Source organism: Alloalcanivorax venustensis ISO4 (genome assembly GCF_015356855.1).
In the GTDB taxonomy this organism is placed as follows: domain Bacteria; phylum Pseudomonadota; class Gammaproteobacteria; order Pseudomonadales; family Alcanivoracaceae; genus Alloalcanivorax; species Alloalcanivorax venustensis.
Map to the genome: position 1 here is coordinate 42308 of NZ_ARXR01000004.1, position 20907 is coordinate 63214.

Here is a 20907-nt window from a genome sequence, read left to right on the forward strand (position 1 = left end):
AACATTCAGGAGGCGGCTTTTTGCGCCTGGCGGACCTTTTCCCAGTGGTAGACACCGTCCTCGACGCGGCGCGTTTTCAGCCAGTAGCGCCAGGTGCTGTAGGGCCAGATCGCCACGTTCTTGCCGTCCGCCTGCTGGTACCAGCTGCTGCAGCCGCCCTGCTGCCAGACGGTGCCGGCCACGTCTTCCTGGAGCTTGTCGTTGAAGGCGTCCATCTCGGCGCGCTTCACGTCCAGGTAGTCGCCGCCCTTGGCGTCCAGCTTCTGGATCGCGTCGCGGATGTACTCCGCCTGGCACTCGATCATGAAGATGATCGAGTTATGGCCCAGGCCGGTGTTGGGGCCGACCATCTGGAACATGTTCGGGTAGCCCGCCACGGTGATGCCCAGGTAGGCCTCGGAGGCGTCCGCCCAGTCGTCCTGCAGCTTGCGGCCGTCCAGCCCGGTGATCGGGAAATCCTTCATGTAGATGCGCGGATCGACGATGAAGCCGGTGCCCAGGATCAGGCAGTCCATCTCCCGTTCGCTGCCGTCGGTGAACACGATGCTGTTCTCGCGCACTTCCTTGACACCCTCGGTGAACAGCTCCACGTTGTCGCGGTTGAAGGTCGGGTAGTAGCGGTTGGAGATCATGATCCGCTTGCAGCCCAGGGTGTAGCTGGGGGTCAGCTTGCGGGCGGTCTCCTTGTCCTTAACCTGGAAACGGATGAACTGCTTGACCACTTTTTCCAGCAGGCCCGCCAGGCGCGGGTGGAAGATCGGCACCACCCGGGACTCGTTGCTCCAGTAGAGCCGCACCCGGTGCAGCTTGCGCAGCAGCGGGAAGCGCCGGAACAGGGTTTTGGTCAGTTTGGAGTAGGTGCGCTCGTCGCGGGGGATGATCCAGCCCGGGGTGCGCTGCACCACGGTGAGCCGCTCCACTTCCGGGGCGATCTGCGGCACGTACTGAATGGCGCTGGCGCCGGTGCCCACCGACACCACCTTCTTGCCGGTGAGATCGTAGTCGTGGTCCCACTGGGAGGAATGGAACACCTTGCCCTTGAAGCGGTCCAGGCCGGGAAAGTTGGGAATCTGCGGCACATGCAGGGGGCCGCTGGCGAGCACCCAGTGCTGGCACACCACCTGGCTGCCGTCTTTCAGGTCCAGGGTCCAGAGTGCCTTATCCTGGTCGAAGTGGGCACCGCACACCTCGGCGTTGAAGCGGGTCTTTTCCTGAATGCCGTGCTTCTCCGTGGTGCGCAGGATGTAGTCCTGGATCTCCTTCCAGCCGCTGTAGCGGGCGGACCAGTCCGGGTTGCCCTCAAAGGAAAAGGAATACATGTGCGACTGCACGTCGCAGGCACAGCCCGGGTAGCTGTTATCCCGCCAGGTGCCGCCCACCTGCTCGGCTTTCTCCAGCAGTACGAAATCCTCGATGCCGGCTTCGCGCAGCTTGATCGCCATGCACAGGCCGCCGAAACCGCCGCCCACGATGGCCACTTTCACCGGCCGCGCGTACTGATAGACCTTCGCTCGACTGTTCATCTTGTTCTCCCTATTACCGACCACGGTCTTGGACCCTGTTGGTCATCACTGCCCGGCACTTTACCTTGTCCCGGCCCCGGATAAAGGTGTTAAGCTGACCGGAAAATTGATAATTCCGGCCAAGGCGTTTCCCATGCCCCTGCGTTCCATTCTTGCCCTGATGTCCACCGTGGATGTGCTCGAAGAGCGGGGCGTGGACTGTGCCCCGGTGCTGGCCCGCCACGGCCTGGAGCCGGAGCGGCTGGATCCCAACGGGGAGATCGAGCGCGACCGGGAGCTGGCGGTGCTCACCGAACTGCTGCCGCTGGCCGGGGATCCGCTGTTCGGCTTCGAGATGGGCAAGCGCTTCGGGCTGGCCGGCTACGGCCCCCTGACCATGCTGCTGATGACCAGCCGCACCGCCTTCCAGGGCTTTCAGATCGGCGTCCGCTACCAGGCGCTCACCTACCTCTACGGCCAGCTGTCGCTGGTGCCCGGCGAGGACACCACCAAACTAATTCTGGAGCCGGTGCCGCTGCCGGACAGCGTGCGGCGCATCCTCATCGACCGGGACATGACCGGCACCTTCAACCTGGTCAACGAGATTCAGACCCAGCTGGGCCTCAACCTGGCGCCGCTGGAAGTCTGGCTGCCGTTTCCCGAACCCGCCGAAGCATCCATCTACGAGGATTTTTACCGGGCGCCGGTGAAGTTCGACCAGCCCTGGTGCCAGGCGACCATCCGCAACCAGGACATGGCCCAGCCACTGCCCGGCTACAACCGCACCGCCCAGGAGATGTACCAGAACCAGTGCGACGCCCTGCTGGCACGGCGCCAAGCGGAAGCCCCGGAGGGCCTGCCCGACCGCGTGGCGGCCTATCTGGAGTTGTTTATCGGTGAGTTCCCCGGCGCTGACCGGGCCGCCGCCACCTTTGACATGCCCGAGCGCAGCTTCCGCCGCCGGCTCGGCGACGCCGGGCGCAGCTACCAGAAAATTCTCGATGGGGTACGGCTGGAGAAGGCGCGCGGCTACCTGGCGGATTCGTCACGCAGCGTGGAAGAGATCGCCGGCCTGCTCGGCTACAGCGAGCCGGCCGCCTTCATCCGCGCCTTCGAACGCTGGACCGGGCAGACCCCGTCGCGCTACAGAAAGACCTTGTAACCGCGGGCCTTGTGGGAGCGGGCCTTGCCCGCGAAAGGCAAGCGAAGCTTGCCGGCAGGATTCCAGAGACGCTGTTTGTGCGGCCGTCAGAACGGCCTCTGGAATCCTGCCGGGTGGCTGAAAGCCACCCTTTCGCTTGCAGGGCAAGCTCCCACAAGCGGCCCCGCTTTTGAAGCGCGGTGCTATTCGGAGCGGATCTTTTGCACGATGTGGGTGGTGGAAATGTTCTCGACGAAGTCGAGGACTTCCACGCGGCCGCCGTGGCGTTTGACGATGTCGGCGCCCACCACCTGGTCGACGCTGTAGTCGCCGCCTTTGACGAGAATGTCCGGGCGCACCTTTTCCAGCAGCGGCTCCGGCGTGTCGGTGTCGAAGGCGACCACGTAATCCACCGCCTCCAGGGCCGCCAGCACCGCCATGCGGCGCTCCAGGGAGTTGATCGGGCGGCCAGGCCCCTTGAGCCGGCGAATCGAATCGTCGCTGTTGACCGCCAGCACCAGCCGGTCGCCGAGGCGGCGGGCGGAATCCAGATAGCCCACATGGCCGGCGTGGATGATGTCGAAGCAGCCGTTGGTGAAGACGATCTTCTCGCCCTGGGCGCGGGCGTCCTCGATGGCGATCAGCAGCTGCTCCTCGGTCATCGCGCCGCGGCCGGGGCCGCCGGCCTGGTGCACGGCGCGGCGCAGCTCCGGGGCGGACACCACCGCGGTGCCCAGCTTGCCGACCACGATGCCGGCGGCGATGTTGGCCAGCACCACCGCCTCGGCCAGATCGGCGCCGGCGGCCAGGGACACCGCCAGGGTGGAGATCACGGTGTCGCCGGCGCCGGTGACGTCGAACACCTCGCGGGCGTGGGCCGGCAGATGCAGCTCCGTCTGGCCGGCGCGCAGCAGGGTCATGCCCTTCTCGCTGCGGGTGATCAGCAAGGCGCCCAGATCCAGCTCGGCCATTAGTGCCTGGCCTTTTTCCAGCAGGGTCTTTTCGTCCGGTACCGGCCCCACCACGGCCTCGAACTCGGCCAGGTTGGGGGTCAGTAGGGTGGCGCCCCGGTAGCGGCCGAAATCACTGCCCTTGGGGTCCACCAGCACCGGCACGCCGGCCTCGCGGGCCAGGGCGATCAGCCCGGGGCAGTCGCGCAGGGCGCCCTTGGCGTAATCGGACAGCACCAGGGCGCCGCAGCCGGCCAGCCGGCCTTTGACCTTCTCGGCGAACGGCGCCGGGTCCTGGTCCTGGAAGGACTCCTCGAAATCCAGCCGCAGCAGTTGCTGCTGGCGGCTGATCACGCGCAGCTTGGTGATGGTGGGCAGCCCGGCCACTTTCTGGAAGTCGCACAGCACATCGGCGGCGCCCAGGCGTTGCTCCAGAATGCCGGCGGCCTCATCCTGGCCGGTGAGCCCCACCAGTTCCGCCCGGGCCCCCAGGGCGGCCATGTTGAGCGCCACGTTGGCGGCGCCGCCGGGGCGGTCCTCCAGTTCGGTGACGCGCACCACCGGCACCGGGGCCTCCGGAGAGATACGTCCGGTCGGGCCGTGCCAATAACGGTCCAGCATCACGTCGCCGGCGACCAGCACGCGGGCCTGGCCAAAGGGGGGAATTCGCGGGTTGTGCATCACCTACTCCTGCGCCACGGGGAGCCTCAAACTGGCGCGCAGTGTAGCATAGCGGTGGATGCGAGCAGCCCCGCTGAGTACACTTTGCCGCTTGCCGGGCGGGTGCGGCCGGACCAGGGCCCTCCCCGGCGCGACTACGATTCGAGACAGGACATAATTCTATGACGGCTTTGCGCCACAACGCACTGCAGGGAAGGTGGCTGAGACTGTGGCTGACGGTCTCTTTCGCGGTCATGTTCACCGGGCCCTTCCTGTTCCACTCGCGGGTGGCGCTGCTTAACGTGGTGGACGTCCTGTTCTTCCTGCCGTCGCTGACGCTGCTCACCCGCGCCCTGGTGAGCGGCGACCGGCGCCTGCTGCTGGACCCCTGGCTGGTGCCGCTGTACGCCTTTCTGGGCTGGACCCTGCTGACCATGGTCTGGGCCGAGGACGCCAACAGCTCGCGCACCATCCGCGCCGCCGTGGAAATCATCATCCTGGTGGGCATCCTCCGCTGGGTGCATCTTTATTACCGCCACACCCTGAAACAGGCGCTGGCCAACGGCGCCATGACCGCCATGGTGGTGCTGGCGGTGATCATGGTCAGCTATTACACCATTCAGCCGCTCACCAGCCCGCTGTTCAGCCAGCCCGCCAGCCTGATCTTCAACCTGCCCCAGCCGGGGCCGCTGCTGGGCACCATGGCGCTGGTGGCGCCGTCGTTCATTCTGCTCGCCCAGACCCTGGACGAGGGCTTCACCCCCAAGGGCGCCCGCCGCGGCGCCGGCGCGCTGGTGGGTTTCACCTTCCTGGTGGCGGTGCACTGGCAGTCCGGCGCCATGTTGCTGGTGCTGGCCCTGGGCTGGGTGCTGTTGCGCTACCAGCAGCGGCTGCTGGCCGCCCTGGCCGGGGCGGTGGCGCTCTATCTGGCGCTGGATTTCGAGGTGCTGCGCCAGGCCGGCATGTATTTCAGCCACCCGCTGTTCGGCAACGGGCTCAGCCAGGAGGGCGGTGACTCCCTGCTGGTTTCGATTCCGGACGGCCTGCGCGTGCTGCCGCACCCCAACAATGTGCTGCTGGCGGTGGTGCACAGCACCGGCCTGATCGGCCTGGCGCTGTTCATCGCCGCCTGGGCGGTGCCCGCCTGGCGGCTGCCGGACGCCGGCCGCGAACAGCGCGAGGGCGCGGTGTTCCTGGTCGCCCTGCTGCCCGGCCTGCTCACCATGCTGAGCGCCGGCGCCTACCTGCTGGTGCCGTTCCACCCCAGCTGGATGTGCCTGTGGCTGCCCCTGGCGCTGATGCTGGCCAGCCTCAGCAACCGCGACACCATGCGCCGGCCGGTCCGCGCCGGTCAGGGCTAACCGCGCCATGGGAAAGCGCCGACACCGTCCGGTCTCACCGTCCGATCCGCGCCTGTGGCCCACGCGCCTGGGCCTGGCCCTGTTCTGGCTGATCGGCCAGCTGCCCTGGGACTGGCTGCTGGCCGCCGGCCGTGGGGTACCTGGCCGCCTCGCGCCGGCGGGTGGCGCTCACCAACCTGCGGCTGTGCTTTCCGGAGCTTTCCGAGCAGGAGCGCGAGGCCCTCGCCCGGCGCGTCATGATCAGCACCGGCGAGGCGATTCTGGAAATGGCCGGCGCCTTCCATAACCAGCGCATCGACCTGGACAAACGGCTCACCGTCGGCGGCCTGGAGCATCTGGAAACCGCCCGCCGCGAAGGGCACGGCGTGATGCTGCTGGGCATGCACTTCAACAGCATCGACGTGGGCAGCCGCCTGCTCGGCAAGTTCTTCCGTTTCAGCGTGGTCTACCGCCCCAACGACAACCCCCTGCTCGATCATCTGATCACCAAGGGCCGCGGCACCTGGGTCAACCATTCCGTGGACCGCAACGACATCCGACAGACCGTGCGCCTGCTGCGCCAGGGCGAGGTGGTCTGGTACGCGCCGGACCAGGACTACGGCACCGCCCACGCGGTGTTCGTGCCGTTCTTCGGGGTGCCGGCGGCCACCATCACCGCCACCAGCCGCATCGCGCGCATGGGCAAGGCCAAGGTGATTCCCTGCGCCCACTACCGCCTGCCCGGCGGCCGCTACGAGATCGAGTTCGGCGCGCCGCTGGAGGATTTTCCCTGCGGCGACGACGAGGCGGACACCGCCCGCATCAACCGCACCATTGAAAGCTATGTGCGCAAACACCCGGAGCAGTATCTCTGGGTGCACAAACGCTTCAAACACCAACCGCCCGGCCAGGACCATCCGTACCGATGACCCGACCCCGCTCCGTCTCCGATTCCACAGGCTCCGCCCCGGTGCTGTTCAGCGGCTGGCTAACGCTGTGCTTCAGCCTGATGTTTTCCGGCTTGCTGGTATTCCCGTCCCGCACCGGTTTGATGAACGCCCTGGACGCGGTGTTCTTTCTGCCGGCGCTGATCTATGTGGCGGTGGCGTCCCGGCACCAGCCGCTGGCGCTGCTGAAACGGCACGGCTGGCTGCTGGCGTTTCTGTGCTACGCCACCTTCTCCACCTTCTTCGGGCCGGCGCCCAACCCCAGCCGCTTCGGCCGCGCCCTGATCGAGATATTCACCCTGTTCGCGTTCGTGGAGCTGGCCGTGCAGCGCTACCCGCGCGCGTTCTGGGGCGCCCTGCTGATCGGCACCGGGGTCGCCGCGGTGGCCGCGCTGGTGGATTTCTTCGCCTACTATTTTATCGTCGACCGGCCGTTCAGTTCGCAGCTGTACGGCGTGTTCGAGGTGTTTGAAATCCGCCCCTGGCTGGTGCTCGACACCAACCAGCTTTACGCCAGCATGTATTGCATCACGCTGCCGTTCTTCGCTTTCTTCGCCAGCCGGCAACTGCCGCCGGGACGTTTGACCCGGCTCGCCCCTTACCTGATCACCCTGGCGCTGCTGGTGTATCTGGCCGCCAACCAGCGCCGCTCCACCCTGGTGGCGCTGGCGGTGGGCTGCATGGCGCTGCCGATCATTACCATGAAACGGCGGCTGCTGGTGCCGCTGGTGGCGGTGGTGCTGGTCGCCGCCGCCGCGCTGGCCCTGAACCCGGAAATGATCACCGAGCGGGGCACCAGCCAGCGCCCGCAGCTCTGGTCCGCCACCTGGGAAATGATTCTGGAAGCGCCGGTGACCGGCCACGGCATGGCCAACGAAACCCGCGAGCTGCACATCGTGGTCGACGGCGAGCCGGTGGTGCAGGACCACCCGCACAACTATTTCCTGTCGCTGCTCTACCACATCGGCTTTCTGGGGCTGGGGCTGTGGGTGATGCTGTGGGCGCCGGCGCTGTGGCGCGGCTGGCGGCGCTACCCGCAGCGCATTTCGGTGTTGGCGGCGGCCATGGCCACCGGCTTCAGCGCGGTGCTGTTCGACGGCATTCATCCCTATACGCCGTTTATGTATAACTGGCCCAGCGTGTGGATCCCCATGGCGCTGCTGGTCGCCTATGTAAGACAACAGTACGCCCTCTCAACGACGCCTTCCTCCAACTGTGTCGCAACAAATCGGATGTGATCACCACCCACCGGCGAGTTCAAACGCCCGCCGGTGCTAATCGCCAAGCTGTTGATGCGCGATTGGTGGACAACAACACTTTTAATTCTTCCAAGCGTCCGTCACCCAGCTTACGGAATCGAGCCGACATTCGCCCTCGTAAAAAAGCAGCCTGCCCACCTAATCCTTCAGAAATATCGCCCCTTGTTTAAGCGTTAATTGTTTAATCCTGTCAAATATAGACAGAGAAAACTAATTGCATATCCGCTTAAAACAAGCGCATACGTACTCTTTCTGCCTCACCTCGCATCTCCCTCGCGAAGCGACTATCAGAGGCAGCCCCATGAAGATTGTACAAATTTGTAAATACCGAAACTCGACAGTAGAAGGCGTGGACTTATTCGAAGAAGTATTGCGCGCCGCTGAAGGACACAGCAGGAAATTTTATATATTAAATGGTGATGCCGGTGACTTATCTGACCGGCTTGGCTGTGAAACGGTTACTTTTGACCTTAGCAAATCAGCGATCAAACACATCCGGCTTTCCGCGGTTCTTACGGTTCTAAAGCGGCTACGCCACGACAAACCTGACGTTATCGTCACTCACCGCTTTAAACCAGCTGTGTTCGCAGCGTGGCTCGCTCCGCTGTTCTTTCGGAAGACCCGAAAAATTGCTGTCATTCATAACGTCGGGGAATTCAAAAAGCCGCGTCGTTTGATCTTTGCACGAACACTGATGCGCCGGTGGATATTTGTCGCTTGCTCAGAGGCAGTACGCCAAGACATGCTAAGCCGCAACTTTCCGTCTTCTCAAGTAATCGCGATCCCAAACTCTGTGGATGAGAAGCTCGTACGCGACAACCAGCTTAGCCGCGAGCAGGCACGGCAGGACCTGGGGATCCCGGCGGACGCAAAGCGCGTGGTCGGCACTATCGGGCGAATGCGTCCAGTAAAAGGCCATAAGTATTTTCTAGAGGCAATGCGCGACATGGAAGCTCCACCGTACGTAGCCGTGATTGGTGATGGTGAACTGCTTGATGAGATGCGGGCCGCTGCTCGCGAGAGCAACCTTTCACATCGACTCATCTTCGCCGGTGGGCGCAAGAACGCTTACCGCTACATGGCGGCTTTCGACGCCTTCGTGATGCCTTCGCTTCGGGAAGGTCTCCCAATCGCCATGTTGGAAGCCATTGCCTCTGGCGTCCCGGCCTTTGGGACCCCCGTGGGCGGAATTCCGGAAATTCTCAAAAACAGAAAATGGGTATTCCCGAAAGAAGACCCCGAGGCACTGCGACAGATCCTCATCCACATAGCCAACGCAACCGATGAGCAGCTCGAAGAAACGCGTCAGTCACAGCAGAAAATATTCCGCGACAACTTCAGCATCGATCAATACCGTTCCCGCTTTAGATCTTTAATGGAAGGGACTGTCCAGCATAGCGATTAGACATCGAAAGTACGACGGGGTGAGCTATCGTTTTTTAAAAACCAAAACGGTAGCGTCACCACCACTATCAAACCTCCTGATAAATTCATAGTTCCCTTTCGCACCTTCAACAAGCGCTGTTTCTCTTTCCTTATCAGCCAAAAGCACTTGCCAGATATCGTCTTTACTCGGGCCATCTTCCACATCATCGTCTTGCACATAGCCTCTTTCTGCATAGAAGCTTATACGTCCGTCATTGATATGGACTTTATCCTCAGGCAATTTTTCGGCAACCCAACGCCCGGAATCCATTATAACCTTTTTTTCATACCCCTTCGTTGCAATTAAGTTAGAAAGCCCATGAATCACAAACAGAAAAGCCAGCGCGGCGACCAACCCCCGCCGGTTTTGACGAATAAAATCGCCAACGCATACGTACAGAAAGGGCAGCAATGACAGCGAAAGAGGCACCGCATAGCGAGATGAAATAAAAAACCTAGCGAACAAAAATGCAATCAAAACAGCGCCCCAGAATAGCACCAAACTGGCGTAGAGCCTCTTATCCACACAATCCATCCGGGCGCTCTTTGAAACACCGGATCGAGAAAGCGCAGGAACAAGAAACAAAACCCCGAGGTGCCCCATCAGGGTCACGACAACGATGCTAAAGAGCCCGGTTACAAGCACCCATATCCCATAGTCTTTTGATATTTCATGCAGGACCTGGCTTCCAATCACACCGCCAAAATAATCAACCTTCTTTACTATCTCGGTAACATCTATTATCCCCGCGTACTTTTCGAGCCGTTCCGCCGCGCCGTCGATAAAAAAGTAAATACCGGCCAAGAAAGCCATGCCCGCAACAACAGGAAATATGGCAAGAGGAAGAATATTCTTCCTTTGATCCTGCGCCGAGAGGTAAAAAAGAAAAAGCGGAATGTAAACAAATAACATTTCCAGTCTAAAGAGCGTGGCGGCCACAATGCACAAGAAAACAAGTCCTCCACTTAACAAGCCCGGCTTTTCTTTCCGGGCGAGCACCAGCCAAACCGCAAGGACCATAAAGAACCAGGCAGGCCAGTCACGGATCACCAAATCTCTATACTCATTCAGTGCCGGAAAAGCCAAAACGACAAAAGCAGACAGAAAAATGCCACTCTTTGGTGCAACTCTATACAAAAGTGACGCCAAAGTGACTGTTACCCCCGCCGCCGCTAGCGCAGCTATACCGTACGCAACATAAATCGACGGCACGAAGCTCACTTTGCTAACTGCAGCGATCAAGATGGAAAAGAAGGGCCAGTCGAATTGCTTTAGCGCTTCATCGAAATTTCCGGAGAGAAGCAAGTCCGCCACGTGAACATACAGCATTCCGTCGCGATTCAAGACAGGCGAAAAGGCGATGGAAACCAAAGACAAAGAAAGGCTTACAAGGAAAACAGCGACATAAACGTTCCTGCGATTTTCCCAGAATGGTGACAAGCCCTTATCAATAGAAAACACTCAACACCTCAATATTTTATAGTGAACTGCACCCAGTTCCTCTCAAAGCGCTCCAGGTCGCGCTGGATGTTGCGACGCGCCCGGATCCGGCCAAAGCCGGCACCATCCAAATCGATGAGGAACGGCTGATCATCGTCGTCGACGAGAATATTCTGCGCCTTGGCGTCGCCGTGCCAGAAGCCGGTCTCGCCGAGCCGCTTCAGCCACAGCTCCACGCGCGGCGCCACGCGCCGGGCCCGCTCGCGCTGTTCCTCCATCAGAGTGCTCAACGCCAGCGTGCCTTCAAGACGGGGGAAGGCGATCACCGCCTCGCCGTCGGCGCGGCGGCGCAGCATCGCAGGACGCGGCGTGGGCACGCCCAGCAACGCCCAGGTCCAGCCCATCACCCAGGAAATGTCCGCGCGGGTCTTGAACAGCGCGCGGCGCAGGCGGGTCTTCGGGCCGCTTTCCCGGTAGTGCTTCACGATCCACTGGTCGTTGCCGTACACGCTCACCCGGCTGCCTTCTTTGATCAGCGCCAGACTCTTCGGGTCACGCAACCAGGCCGACAAGGCCTCGAACTCCTCGCGGTTCAGCGAACGGCGGTACAGCCATTGTTCCTGCTGTTCATGCCAGACGCCGATGGCGGAGCTTTCCCGGCGCCACTTTTTCATCGCGCTGCGCAGTCGCCGGTCGCTGCGGCGGCGCACCATGGCGGCCAGCGGCTCGCTGCGCAGCCCCTCCTGGCGCAGCCGCACCGCCACCTGCTCCTGCAGCCGGTCACGCAGGTCCAGCGGTGCCTGGGCGCAGAACAGCGCCAGGTTGTCGAGAATCGCCGGTTCGTAGCGCAGGCCGCCGGGCAGCGGCACCACTTCGCCGGCGTCGATGACCAGGAAGCGCTCGCCGTCGAACAGAAAATTGTCCAGGTGCAGGTCCAGCTGGCGCAGGCCGGCCCGGTAGAGCAGGAACAGGCTGTCGAGCAGGTCACCGGCGAGCGCCAGACCTTGCTCGCCGCGCAGGGTCGCCTGGCCGGACTGGCCGTCCACCCATTCCTGGATCATCAACGCGCCCCGGTCGGGTCCCTGATTACCGACGGTCTCGAAAATCAGCCGCGGCGTGGGCACCCCGGCCTCCACCAGGGCGCCGTGGCGGGCCAGCTCGCGGGCGGCTTCGTCGGCGTGGCCGGCGAAGAACAGCTTGGCGAACACGGTGGCGCCGCGCCAGCGGGCGCGCACCGCGATACGGCGGCCGGGCAGATGACGCAGCACCGCCTCGGCGCGCAACGGCTCGCCGTCGATATCCAGGGTGAAGCCACCGGACCGCGCCCAGTCCAGGGCGGCCAGTTGCGGCCAGGTGAGCGGTGTGTCGGCGGCGCTGGTGGTCACGATCGCTTCCCCCGGCGAACAAAACTGGCAAGGTACCGGCGCAGATAGCGCGGCTGCAATGCCCGCCGCCAGTCGGCGCCGAGCGCGCGGTGAAAGAAAAAACGCACCTGGTCGGGCCGGCCGCCGCGGGCCGCCAGCTTGAGCAGCGACAGGGCACGCCGCGCCCGGTAACCGCGCCGCAGCTCGCCGGCCCAGTCGGGCAGGCCGTTGTCGTCAAAGATGGCGCGCTCCAGGTCCATGCCCAGCGCCAGCGCCGCCGCCACGTCGTTGCGGCGGCTGCCGCCGTGGTGGTGTACCCGCAGCACCGGCTGGTCGCTTTTGCAGGCGTCGTAGCAGGCCATCAGATGGGCGAACACCGGCATGTCCTCGGTGTGCGGCAACGGCGACGCCAGCGGCGCGCTGTCGAACACCGACCGGTGCAGGGCGCAGGCGCCGTTGGACAGGCTCAGTTGTTTGTCCAGGTAGGCGGCGAAATTGGCTCGGCGGCTGTCGCTCACCGGCCCCGGCGCGACCCGGCGCTCGCGCTCGCCGTGGCGGGCCAGATGGCCGGCGATGGCGACGCGGCTGCGCGGGTGGGCAGCGATCAGATCGGCGAACACCCGCAGGGCGCCGGGCAACAGTTCGTCGTCGGCGTCGAGAAACACCAGCCAGTCGTGGCGGGCCAGGGCCAGCCCCTTGGCCCGCGCCGCTGCCGGCCCCTGGTTGGGCTGGCGATGATAGGTCAGCCGCTCGCCGAACTCGGCGCTCAGCTTGTCCATCACCGCCGGGGTGTCGTCGGTGGAGCCGTCGTCCACCACCAGCACTTCCACGTCGGCGCCGTCCTGGGTGCACGCCGAGGTCACCGCCCGGCGCAGGAAGTGGGCGTAGTTGTAGGCGGGAATCACGATGGAAAACGCCGGCGCGCCGCTCATATGTCCTTCCCCGGATGCTCGCAGTAACGCAGCGGGAAGCTGGGTTCGATCTCGAAATAGCGGCGGTAGATTTTCTCCGCTTCCTTGCGGCTGGCGCGCCACAGGGCGGCGTGCTCGCGCAGCGCCTCACGCAGCGGCTGGCCGGTGTAGGCGCGCACGAAGCGCAACAGATCGCGGTGGGTCAGGTCCAGCCGGGCGGTGGAGTAATACAGGCCGCCCACGTCCTTGTTGCGCCAGCGGCGCGGCACCGTTTTGCGCACCTGGGAGCGGTGCAGGTCGATCAGATACAGCGGCGCGCCGGCGTCGTGCCCGGCCACCGCGCCACGGTCGATCAGGAAATGGCCCAGGTAGAAATCCCGGTGGTTCACGCCGGCGCCGTGCATGGCCCGGGCGATCTCGCCCACCCGGCGGATCAGCGCCCACTTGAAGGGCGCCGGCCCCGGCTCCAGGCGCCAGGCCTCGCCCAGCTCTTCCAGGCTGACCGTGTCGCTGAGCTCATCGGTGACCAGAAACGATTCCTGCCGCGCCGGGTTGGCGCCGCGGCAGCCGTAACCGGCGATGGTCAGGGTGTCGATGCCGGCGGCGGCCACGGCGCGGATCGCGCGCACTTCGGACATGGCGCCCAGCACCGGCGCCTTGGCCTGGGTCAGGTTCTTGATGATCTCTCGCCAGCCGATGCCGCCGTGGTACTTAAGAAAATAAGACCGGCCGGCGGCCTCGAACCGCAGCGTGCGCCGGCCCTCGCGGGCCCGGTAGACTTCGCCGGTCTGGGTGGCGGCCTGGGCGAACGGCTCCCGCCCGCGCCAGGCGGCGGCCAGATCGTCGCGCAGAAACAGGGCCCGGGCGCTCATTGCCCTGCCCCCGGCGGCTCGCCTTCGATGGCGTCCACCGCGTGGTCGGTGAGGCTGTAGATGTCGGCCTGCTCGGCGAAGCGGGCCGCCTTTTCCCACCAGGCGGGCCGGTCCAGGGCCAGCAATTCCCGCGCGGCGGCGGCCAGCGACTCCGGGGTGGGATCGTCGAGCACCCGGCCCAGGTCCGCGTCGCGGATGTAGTCGGCGTAGCCGCAGGCGCGGGTGGTCAGCACCGGCAGGCCGGCGATGGCCGCTTCCAGCAGCACGGTGCCGGTGTTCTCGGCGTAGGCCGGGTGCACCAGCAGGTCCGCCGCCCACAGCCAGGCCGGCACGTCGTCGCGGCCGCCCATGAAGTGCACCCGCCCTTCCAGGCCCAGGCGCCGCGCCTGGCGCTGGTAAGGCGCCGCCTTGTCCTCGCCGACCACGAACAGGCGGGCGTCGCCGGGCAGCCCGGCCAGGGCCTGCAGGGCCCGGTCCAGGCCCTTGGTGCGAAAACCGGAGCCCACGAACAGCAGCATCGGCGTCACTTCGCTGATGCCCAGTTCGGCGCGCAGAACGGTGCGGCGGTGCAGATGGTCGGCGGGCTGAACGCGGTCCCGCCGGATGCCCGGCGGCAGCGACACGAAGCGGGCGTCCGGGGTGCCGTAGTGGTGCTGGTAAAGCGCCTTCTGCGGCGGCGAGATGGAGAGCACCCCGGTGGTGGCGTCCGCCCCGAACACGGCGGCTTCCATGGCCAGCTTGCTGCGGTAGCGCGGCAGTAATGTCTTCAGGCCCTGGTAGCGGTCCGCCAGACAGCCGTCGGCGGCGTAGTACCAGTCCAGCCCCGGCATCTTGTTGAACCCCACCACCCGGTCGAAACCGTCCAGCAGCGCGGTCACGCGGCGCGCGAAATCCGCGTCGCTGGCGTGGTTGCTGCGGGCGGCGGACGGCAGCGTGCGCACTTCCAGGCCTTCGACGGGGGCCGGGTCGCCGTGCCAGGCGCGGGTGAACACCGTCACTTGATGACCGCGCTCCAACGCCTTGGTGGCGATCGCCACCATGTCCCGTTGCAGGCCGCCGTAGGGAAAGTATTCGAACAGCAGGAACGCCAGCTTCATCGGCCGCCCCCCGTGGCCGGCACCCGGTCGGCGGCTCCGTCCGCTGTGACTTCCATCAACGCCTGCCAGACGCGGTGCGGCTTGAGGCTGCTGAAACAGGGCGGGTTCACCCCCTGGCCCAGGTTGCCTTGATAGGTGCACTTTTCCTGCACGCAGGGGGCGCAGGGAAACTCGGCCGCCAGGGAGCGGGCGCGCGGCCCCCAGACGCCGGTCAGGCGCGGGTCGGTGGGGCCGTACAGCGCCACGCCCGGCAGCCCGGCGGCGGCGGCCAGGTGGGCCAGGCCGGTGTCGACGGCGACGAAGCCGTCCCAGGCCAGCATCCGGTCGGTGAGCGTGGACAGGGACAGGCGCGGCAGCACCTCGACGCCGGCCAGCCCTTGCGCGATGCGCTCGGCGCGGGCGCGCTCGGTGTCGTTGCCCCACGGCAGCCACACCCGCTGGCCGGCGCCGGCGGCCCGTTCCGCCAGGGCGCGCCAATAGGCTTCCGGGTAGTGTTTGGTGGGCCAGGTGGTGCCGTGGCAGAACACCAGCTCGGCGCCGGGCCCGGCCAGCGGGCGCGGCGCGCGGGTGCGGCGCAGGCCGTAATCGGGGGCGCTGTCCGGGGCGGTGTAGCCGAGGGCGGCGGCGAACAGTTGCCGCACCCGGGTCACCGCATGGCCGTCGCGGGGCACCGGCAGCGGCCGGTCCAGCGCCAACGCCGACCAGGGCTCGCGGGCGGAGGCTTTATCCAGGCCGAACTTGGGGCCCCGCGCCAGGCGGGTGATAAAGGCACTTTTGATCAGGCCCTGGGCGTCGATCACGGCGTCGTACTCCCGTTCGCGCAGGGCGTTCTTGAAGGTGGCCCACTCGCCGCTGCGCCGGGCGCGCCACGGGTGCCGGCGCCAGCGACGCAGGGCGCAGGGCAGCACCCGCTCCACCGCCGGGTGGCGGCCGGCCAGGTCGGCGAAGCCCTCTTCCACCACCCAGTCCAGTCGCAGGCCGGGGATCGCCCGCGCCGCGTCGGTGATCGCCGGCAGGCTGTGGATCACATCGCCCATGGAGGAGGTTTTGATCAGCAGAACACGCATACCGCCCGTCCGTCGTGGTTCATCGCGGCACGCCCGGCAACCTTGCCAGGGCCTGAATCACCCGGTCCGGCTCCAGTTGGCGAAGACAATTGAGGTGGCCCAGCGGGCATTCGCGCTGGAAACAGGGGCTGCATTCCAGCCCCAGCCGCTCAATCGCCACCGCTTCGCCCAGCGGCGGCGTAAAGCCGGGTGAAGTGGAACCGTACACCGCCACCAGCGGCCGGCCCAGGGCGGCGGCGATGTGCATCAGCCCGGAATCGTTGCTGACCACCGCGTCGGTGACCGACAGCAGGTCCACCGCCTGCTCCAGGCTGGTGGCGCCGGCCAGGATCGCCGCCTCGCCGCGCTGGGCCTCGGGCAGCGCTTCAACAATCTGCTCGGCCACCGGCCGGTCCTTGCCGGAGCCGAACAGCCACACCCGGCCGCCCTGCCCGATCCAGTGGCGGGCCACGGCGGCGTAGTGGTATTCCGGCCAGCGTTTGGACGGGCCGAATTCGGCGCCGGGGCACAGCCCCAGCACCGGGCGGTCGTCGGCGAGCCGCTGGTCGGCGCGGGCGGCGGCCACGGCGTCACTGTCCACGCGCAGCCGGGGCGGCTGAATCGTTTCCAGGGGCGGCGGCGGCGCGTCCGCGTCCAGGGCCAGCGCCACGAAGCGCTGCACCATCAGCGGATAACGCTCTTTGTCCAGCTTGCGCACGTCGTTGAGCAGGCCGTAGCGCATTTCGCCACGCCAGCCGGTGCGCACCGGAACGCCGGCCCAGAACGGGATCAGGGCGGACTTGAGGGAATTGGGGAGCACGAAGGCGCGGTCGTAGCCGCCGCGCAGGGCACGGCCTTCGGCGCGCCGCTGGCGCAGCTTCAGTTCGCCGTGGCCGAACGGCAGATCCAGTGCCTGGCGCACTTCCGGCATGCGCGACAGCAGCGGCCGGCACCAGGCCGGCGCCAGCACATCAATGTCGCAGGGCCGCTGCCGCTGCAGTTCGGCGAACAGCGTCTGGGCCATGACCATGTCGCCGACCCAGGACGGGCCGACGACCAGGATGCGTGGGCGCCGCGGTTCAGACACTCAGGAAACGTGGGTCAGCCATTCCTGGTGGCGGTCGTGCTTGTCGCGCACCAGATCGAAATAGACGGTCTGCAGCTCTTCGGTGATCGGCCCGCGCTTGCCTTCACCGATGATGCGGCCGTCCAGTTCGCGGATCGGCGTCACTTCCGCGGCGGTGCCGGTGAAGAAGGCCTCGTCGGCGATGTAGAACTCATCGCGGGTGAGGCGCTTCTCGCGCACCGTGTAGCCGTGTTCCTCGGCCAGCTGGATGATGGTCTTGCGGGTGATGCCGTCCAGGCAGGAGGTCAGCTCCGGGGTGTACAGCACCTTGTCGCGGATCAGGAACACGTTTTCGCCGGAACCTTCCGCCACATAGCCTTCGTTATCCAGCAGCAGCGCTTCGTCGGCGCCGCCGGACAGGGCTTCGTTCAGGGCCAGCATGGAGTTGATGTAATTGCCGTTGGCCTTGGCCTTGCACATGGTGATGTTGACGTGGTGCCGGGTGTAGCTGGAGGTGCGCACCTTGATGCCCAGCTCCAGGGCTTCCGGGCTCATGTAGGCGGGCCATTCCCAGGCGGCGACCATGACGTGCACTTTCAGGTTGTGCGCGCGCAGGCCCATGCCTTCGCTGCCGTAGAACACCATCGGCCGCAGGTAGGCGTGCGGCAGTTTGTTCTCGCGCACCGCGTCGATCTGCGCCTGGTTGATCTGCTCCTTGGTGTAAGGAATCTTCATGTTCAGGATGTGGGCGCTGTTGAACAACCGGTCGGTGTGTTCCTTGAGCCGGAAAATGGCCGGGCCCCGCGCGGTCTCGTAGGCCCGCACGCCTTCGAACACGCCCATGCCGTAGTGCAGGGTGTGGGTCAGCACATGGGTCTTGGCTTCGCGCCAAGGCACCATTTCATTGTCCAGCCAGATAAAACCGTCTCGTTGAGCCATCGACATGGCGGTCACACTCCCAATCCACAGGTAGAGCTGTTATTTCGAAAGATCGAACCAGTGTTGCCAGATCGTCCGCACGCCGTCCCGCAATTCGCGGAACTCACCGTCGCCGACGATGGACTTTTCCTTGCGCAGTGACGCGCGATGGGCCGCGGACCGGTAGGCCAGGTAGGCTTCCCGAAGCAGGCCGGCATCCTGGGCCGGCATCAATTCCAGAGCGGCGAGGGTTTCAAGCAGCCGCACATTGTCGGTGAAACGGGTCAGTTCACCGTGGCGGGAGGCCCATCGTAGAACCCCGTATTGGACCATAAATTCGATATCGACGATACCACCCGGATCCTGCTTGAGATGGAAGCAGCCGGGCTGGTTGGAGGCCAGGTGATCGACCATCTTGTCGCGCATGGCGAGCACGTCCACGCGCAGGGCCTCCTGGTCCCGCTCTCGGCACAGCACCTCGTCGCGGATCGCCTCGAAACGCTGGCGGGCACGGTTGCAGCCGGCCACCACCCGGGCGCGCACCAGCGCCTGATGCTCCCAGGTCCAGGCGTCCTGCAGCTGGTATTTGCGGAACGCCTCCATGGACGACACCAGCAGCCCGGCGCTGCCGCTGGGCCGCAGCCGGGTGTCCACTTCATAGAGCTGGCCGCTCATGGTGCGGGTGGAAAGAATGTGCACGATGCGCTGGCCCAGGCGGGCGTAGAACTGCTCGTTGGAGACCGGCTTGTCGCCGTCGGTGCTGCCGCCGCTGGCGGCGTCGTGCAGGAACACCAGATCCAGGTCGGAGTTGTGGCCCAGCTCGATGCCGCCGAGCTTGCCGTAGCCCACCACCACGAAGTCCGGGCTGCACGGCTGGCCGTCGTCGCGCAGCGGGCGCCCGTGGCGCTCCACCATGGGTTCCCAGGCCAGCATCACCACCTGGTTGAGAATGCTTTCCGCCAGCCAGGTCAGGTAGTCGCTGACCTTCATCAGCGGCAGCACCTCGGTGACTTCGGAGGCCGCCACGCGCAGCAGGTGGGCCTGCTTGAAGTTACGCAGCACCTCCATCTGCTGTTCCAGGTCGTCCTCGGCCACGCGCAGCAGTTGCTGGCGCAGCTCGTCGTCCAATTGCGAGCGGGCCGGCGGTGAATACAGGGTGCTGACGTCGAGCAGCTCGTCGAGCAGCACCGGGTGGCGGGCCAGGCGCTCGGCGATCCAGGGGCTGGCGCCGGACAGTTTCACCAGCTGCGTCAGCGCGCCCGGGTTCTCCACCAGCAGGGCGATATAGGCACTGCGACGCAGCACCGATTCCACGAACGAGATCAGCCGCGCGGCGGTGACCGCGCCGTGGCCCTGATAGCCGAGCGCTTCCAGCAACAGCGGCATCAGCTTGTCGAGCCGGTCGCGGCCGATGCGCTGCATGTTCTCGACGCTGCGGGAATGGCGCAGATTCTCCAACTGATCCAACACCTCGCCGGCCTGCTGGACGCCGATCGCCTCCAGGTGGGCCACCGCGGCGTCACGGTCCACGTCGCCCCGCCACAGGTCGAGCAACTCCTGGTCGCCCTCGGACACTTCCGCCTCCTGCTGGGGGTCGGCGATCACCTGGCTGAAGTGGTAGCGCACCTGCTCCCGGTGGCGGCGCAGCGCCCGTTCGAACGGCGCGCGGGCGGAGAAATCCATGGCGAAGGTGAGGCGCTGCCAGCCCAGTTCGTCGTCGGGCAGGCGCTGGGTCTGGCGGTCGTTGACCGCCTGCAGGCGGTGCTCCACATCGCGCAGAAAGACATAGGCGTCGGCCAGTTCGGCGACCACGTCCTCGGGCAGCATGCCCTCCTCCACCAGCATCGGCAGCACTTTCATCAGGTTCGGGTCGCGCAGGCTGGGCAGCTGGCCGCCGCGGATCAGCTGGAACGCCTGGACGATGAACTCCACTTCGCGGATGCCGCCGGCGCCCAGTTTGACGTCCGCCTGCATGCCCTTGCGGTTCACCTCACGCTCGATCAGGCCCTTCATTTCGCGCAGCGATTCGAACGCGCCGTAATCGATATAGCGGCGGTAGACGAAAGGGTTGAGCCGCTCGATCAGGCGCGCGCCGGCGTCCAGGTCGCCGGCCACCGGGCGCATCTTGATCAGCGCGTAGCGCTCCCATTCGCGGCCCTGGTTTTCGTAGTAGCTTTCCATGGCGTCGAAGCCCACCGCCAGGGCGCCGCTCTTACCCCAGGGGCGCAGACGCATGTCGACCCGGAATACGAAACCGTCGCCGGTGGTCTGGTCGAGGGCCTTGATCAGCTGCTGGCCCAGGCGCAGGAAAAACTGGTGGTGGGTGAGGTTGCGGCGCTCGCCTTCGATCTCCCCTTCGTCTTCGTAGGCGAAGATCAGGTCGATGTCCGAGGACAGGTTCAGCTCGCGGGCGCCCAGCTTGCCCATCGCCAGCACCACCAGCTTGACCGGCCGGCCCTGCTCGTCGCGGGGCGTGCCGTTGCGCTCGCAGGCCCACTGGTAGAGCTTTTCCAGGGCGGTGGCGATCAGGGTGTCGGCGAGCAACGACAGGTCCGCCACGGTGGCGTGGTAGTCCGCCAGCCCGGTGAGGTCCCGCCAGATCAGGCGCACCATATGGCGGTGGCGAAGGCGGCGCAGCGTGGCCTTGAGGGCGTCCTCGTCGTCACAGGCCATCACCGCCTGGCTGATCTCCTCGCCCAGCCGCCCGGGCTCGAGACGCGCCTTGAGCGCGCAGCCGGCCAGCCAGTCCCCCAGGTCCGCGTCGCGAATGAATTGCTCCGCCACGTAATCGGAGCCCGCCCAGACACGGGGCAGGTCTTTGAGAAGGGCGTCGGGGAGAACATGGCCCACTTCCTGGAACCGCTGCCAGTGCCGGGTCACCAACACGGAGAGTTCGTCGGGCAGGCCGGAATAGTCCGGATCAGTCATGGCCGGTATTGTCCACGGGCAAAGCGGAAAACGCCAATGT

Annotated in this window: 16 protein-coding genes; 5 read left to right on the top strand and 11 right to left on the bottom strand. The window is 65.6% G+C overall.

What is annotated here, in order from left to right; all coding sequences use genetic code 11:
• Positions 1–5 precede the first annotated feature (5 nt).
• Positions 6–1523 carry a flavin-containing monooxygenase gene (locus ISO4_RS03380; protein WP_194855157.1) on the bottom strand — a complete coding sequence of 506 codons (1518 nt, stop codon included), beginning with the start codon at positions 1521–1523 and terminating at the stop codon, positions 6–8.
• Positions 1524–1656: 133 nt separating this feature from the next.
• Between ISO4_RS03380 and ISO4_RS03385 the strand changes: the two genes are divergently transcribed.
• Positions 1657–2664, top strand: coding sequence for an AraC family transcriptional regulator (locus ISO4_RS03385; RefSeq protein WP_194855158.1), 1008 nt, complete (start codon positions 1657–1659; stop codon positions 2662–2664).
• Positions 2665–2846: 182 nt separating this feature from the next.
• On the opposite strand, the gene hldE is transcribed toward ISO4_RS03385, so the two are convergent.
• Positions 2847–4274 carry a bifunctional D-glycero-beta-D-manno-heptose-7-phosphate kinase/D-glycero-beta-D-manno-heptose 1-phosphate adenylyltransferase HldE gene (gene hldE, locus ISO4_RS03390; protein WP_142950029.1) on the bottom strand — a complete coding sequence of 476 codons (1428 nt, stop codon included), beginning with the start codon at positions 4272–4274 and terminating at the stop codon, positions 2847–2849.
• A 161-nt stretch (positions 4275–4435) separates the two neighbouring features.
• Between hldE and ISO4_RS03395 the strand changes: the two genes are divergently transcribed.
• From ISO4_RS03395 to ISO4_RS03410, 4 genes are all read left to right on the top strand, one after another.
• Positions 4436–5614 carry a hypothetical protein gene (locus ISO4_RS03395; protein ID WP_142950028.1) on the top strand — a complete coding sequence of 393 codons (1179 nt, stop codon included), beginning with the start codon at positions 4436–4438 and terminating at the stop codon, positions 5612–5614.
• Between the two features lie 131 nt (positions 5615–5745).
• Complete coding sequence (locus ISO4_RS03400) at positions 5746–6522, top strand: lysophospholipid acyltransferase family protein (RefSeq protein ID WP_323745329.1); 777 nt, start codon at positions 5746–5748, stop codon at positions 6520–6522.
• Positions 6519–7778: an O-antigen ligase family protein gene (locus tag ISO4_RS03405; RefSeq protein ID WP_194855159.1), complete on the top strand. Its 1260-nt coding sequence runs from the start codon at positions 6519–6521 to the stop codon at positions 7776–7778. The genes ISO4_RS03400 and ISO4_RS03405 overlap by 4 nt, the downstream gene beginning before the upstream one ends.
• A 322-nt stretch (positions 7779–8100) precedes the next feature.
• A complete protein-coding gene (locus tag ISO4_RS03410) occupies positions 8101–9204 on the top strand; it encodes a glycosyltransferase (protein ID WP_194855160.1) in 1104 nt (367 codons plus the stop codon).
• Between the two features lie 24 nt (positions 9205–9228).
• On the opposite strand, the gene ISO4_RS03415 is transcribed toward ISO4_RS03410, so the two are convergent.
• Genes ISO4_RS03415 through glnE form a run of 9 tightly spaced genes read right to left on the bottom strand, consistent with a single transcriptional unit; the run spans position 9229 to position 20867 of the window.
• Positions 9229–10686, bottom strand: coding sequence for a hypothetical protein (locus ISO4_RS03415; protein ID WP_194855161.1), 1458 nt, complete (start codon positions 10684–10686; stop codon positions 9229–9231).
• An 8-nt stretch (positions 10687–10694) separates the two neighbouring features.
• A complete protein-coding gene (locus ISO4_RS17230) occupies positions 10695–12050 on the bottom strand; it encodes a lipopolysaccharide kinase InaA family protein (protein ID WP_194855162.1) in 1356 nt (451 codons plus the stop codon).
• The gene (locus tag ISO4_RS03425) at positions 12047–12961 is read right to left on the bottom strand and encodes a glycosyltransferase family 2 protein (protein ID WP_194855163.1); all 915 of its coding nucleotides are present in this window, start codon (positions 12959–12961) and stop codon (positions 12047–12049) included. Before ISO4_RS03425 ends, ISO4_RS17230 begins: the two co-directional genes overlap by 4 nt.
• On the bottom strand, positions 12958–13812 hold the full coding sequence (rfaP, locus tag ISO4_RS03430; protein WP_194855164.1) for a lipopolysaccharide core heptose(I) kinase RfaP: 855 nt from the start codon (positions 13810–13812) through the stop codon (positions 12958–12960). Before rfaP ends, ISO4_RS03425 begins: the two co-directional genes overlap by 4 nt.
• Positions 13809–14909 carry a glycosyltransferase family 4 protein gene (locus ISO4_RS03435; RefSeq protein ID WP_194855165.1) on the bottom strand — a complete coding sequence of 367 codons (1101 nt, stop codon included), beginning with the start codon at positions 14907–14909 and terminating at the stop codon, positions 13809–13811. The genes rfaP and ISO4_RS03435 overlap by 4 nt, the downstream gene beginning before the upstream one ends.
• Positions 14906–15976: a lipopolysaccharide heptosyltransferase I gene (gene waaC / locus ISO4_RS03440; protein WP_194855166.1), complete on the bottom strand. Its 1071-nt coding sequence runs from the start codon at positions 15974–15976 to the stop codon at positions 14906–14908. Before waaC ends, ISO4_RS03435 begins: the two co-directional genes overlap by 4 nt.
• Before the next feature lie 19 nt (positions 15977–15995).
• Complete coding sequence (gene waaF, locus ISO4_RS03445) at positions 15996–17042, bottom strand: lipopolysaccharide heptosyltransferase II (RefSeq protein ID WP_142950019.1); 1047 nt, start codon at positions 17040–17042, stop codon at positions 15996–15998.
• Complete coding sequence (locus tag ISO4_RS03450; protein WP_142950018.1) at positions 17043–17966, bottom strand: branched-chain amino acid transaminase; 924 nt, start codon at positions 17964–17966, stop codon at positions 17043–17045. It lies immediately after the preceding gene.
• Positions 17967–17999: 33 nt separating this feature from the next.
• Positions 18000–20867 (bottom strand): bifunctional [glutamate--ammonia ligase]-adenylyl-L-tyrosine phosphorylase/[glutamate--ammonia-ligase] adenylyltransferase, encoded by a 2868-nt coding sequence (gene glnE, locus ISO4_RS03455; RefSeq protein ID WP_194855167.1) that lies wholly within the window; start codon positions 20865–20867, stop codon positions 18000–18002.
• Positions 20868–20907: the final 40 nt, after the last annotated feature.

Bases quoted from the DNA above. Each gene is read 5' to 3' on its own strand.
- ISO4_RS03385 (WP_194855158.1), top strand. From the start codon at position 1,657: ATGCCCCTGCGTTCCATTCTTGCCCTGATGTCCACCGTGGATGTGCTC.
- hldE (WP_142950029.1), bottom strand. From the start codon at position 4,274: ATGCACAACCCGCGAATTCCCCCCTTTGGCCAGGCCCGCGTGCTGGTC.
- waaC (WP_194855166.1), bottom strand. From the start codon at position 15,976: ATGCGTGTTCTGCTGATCAAAACCTCCTCCATGGGCGATGTGATCCAC.
- ISO4_RS03395 (WP_142950028.1), top strand. From the start codon at position 4,436: ATGACGGCTTTGCGCCACAACGCACTGCAGGGAAGGTGGCTGAGACTG.
- ISO4_RS03450 (WP_142950018.1), bottom strand. From the start codon at position 17,966: ATGTCGATGGCTCAACGAGACGGTTTTATCTGGCTGGACAATGAAATG.
- glnE (WP_194855167.1), bottom strand. From the start codon at position 20,867: ATGACTGATCCGGACTATTCCGGCCTGCCCGACGAACTCTCCGTGTTG.
- ISO4_RS03425 (WP_194855163.1), bottom strand. From the start codon at position 12,961: ATGAGCGGCGCGCCGGCGTTTTCCATCGTGATTCCCGCCTACAACTAC.
- ISO4_RS03410 (WP_194855160.1), top strand. From the start codon at position 8,101: ATGAAGATTGTACAAATTTGTAAATACCGAAACTCGACAGTAGAAGGC.
- ISO4_RS03405 (WP_194855159.1), top strand. From the start codon at position 6,519: ATGACCCGACCCCGCTCCGTCTCCGATTCCACAGGCTCCGCCCCGGTG.
- ISO4_RS03380 (WP_194855157.1), bottom strand. From the start codon at position 1,523: ATGAACAGTCGAGCGAAGGTCTATCAGTACGCGCGGCCGGTGAAAGTG.
- rfaP (WP_194855164.1), bottom strand. From the start codon at position 13,812: ATGAGCGCCCGGGCCCTGTTTCTGCGCGACGATCTGGCCGCCGCCTGG.
- ISO4_RS03435 (WP_194855165.1), bottom strand. From the start codon at position 14,909: ATGAAGCTGGCGTTCCTGCTGTTCGAATACTTTCCCTACGGCGGCCTG.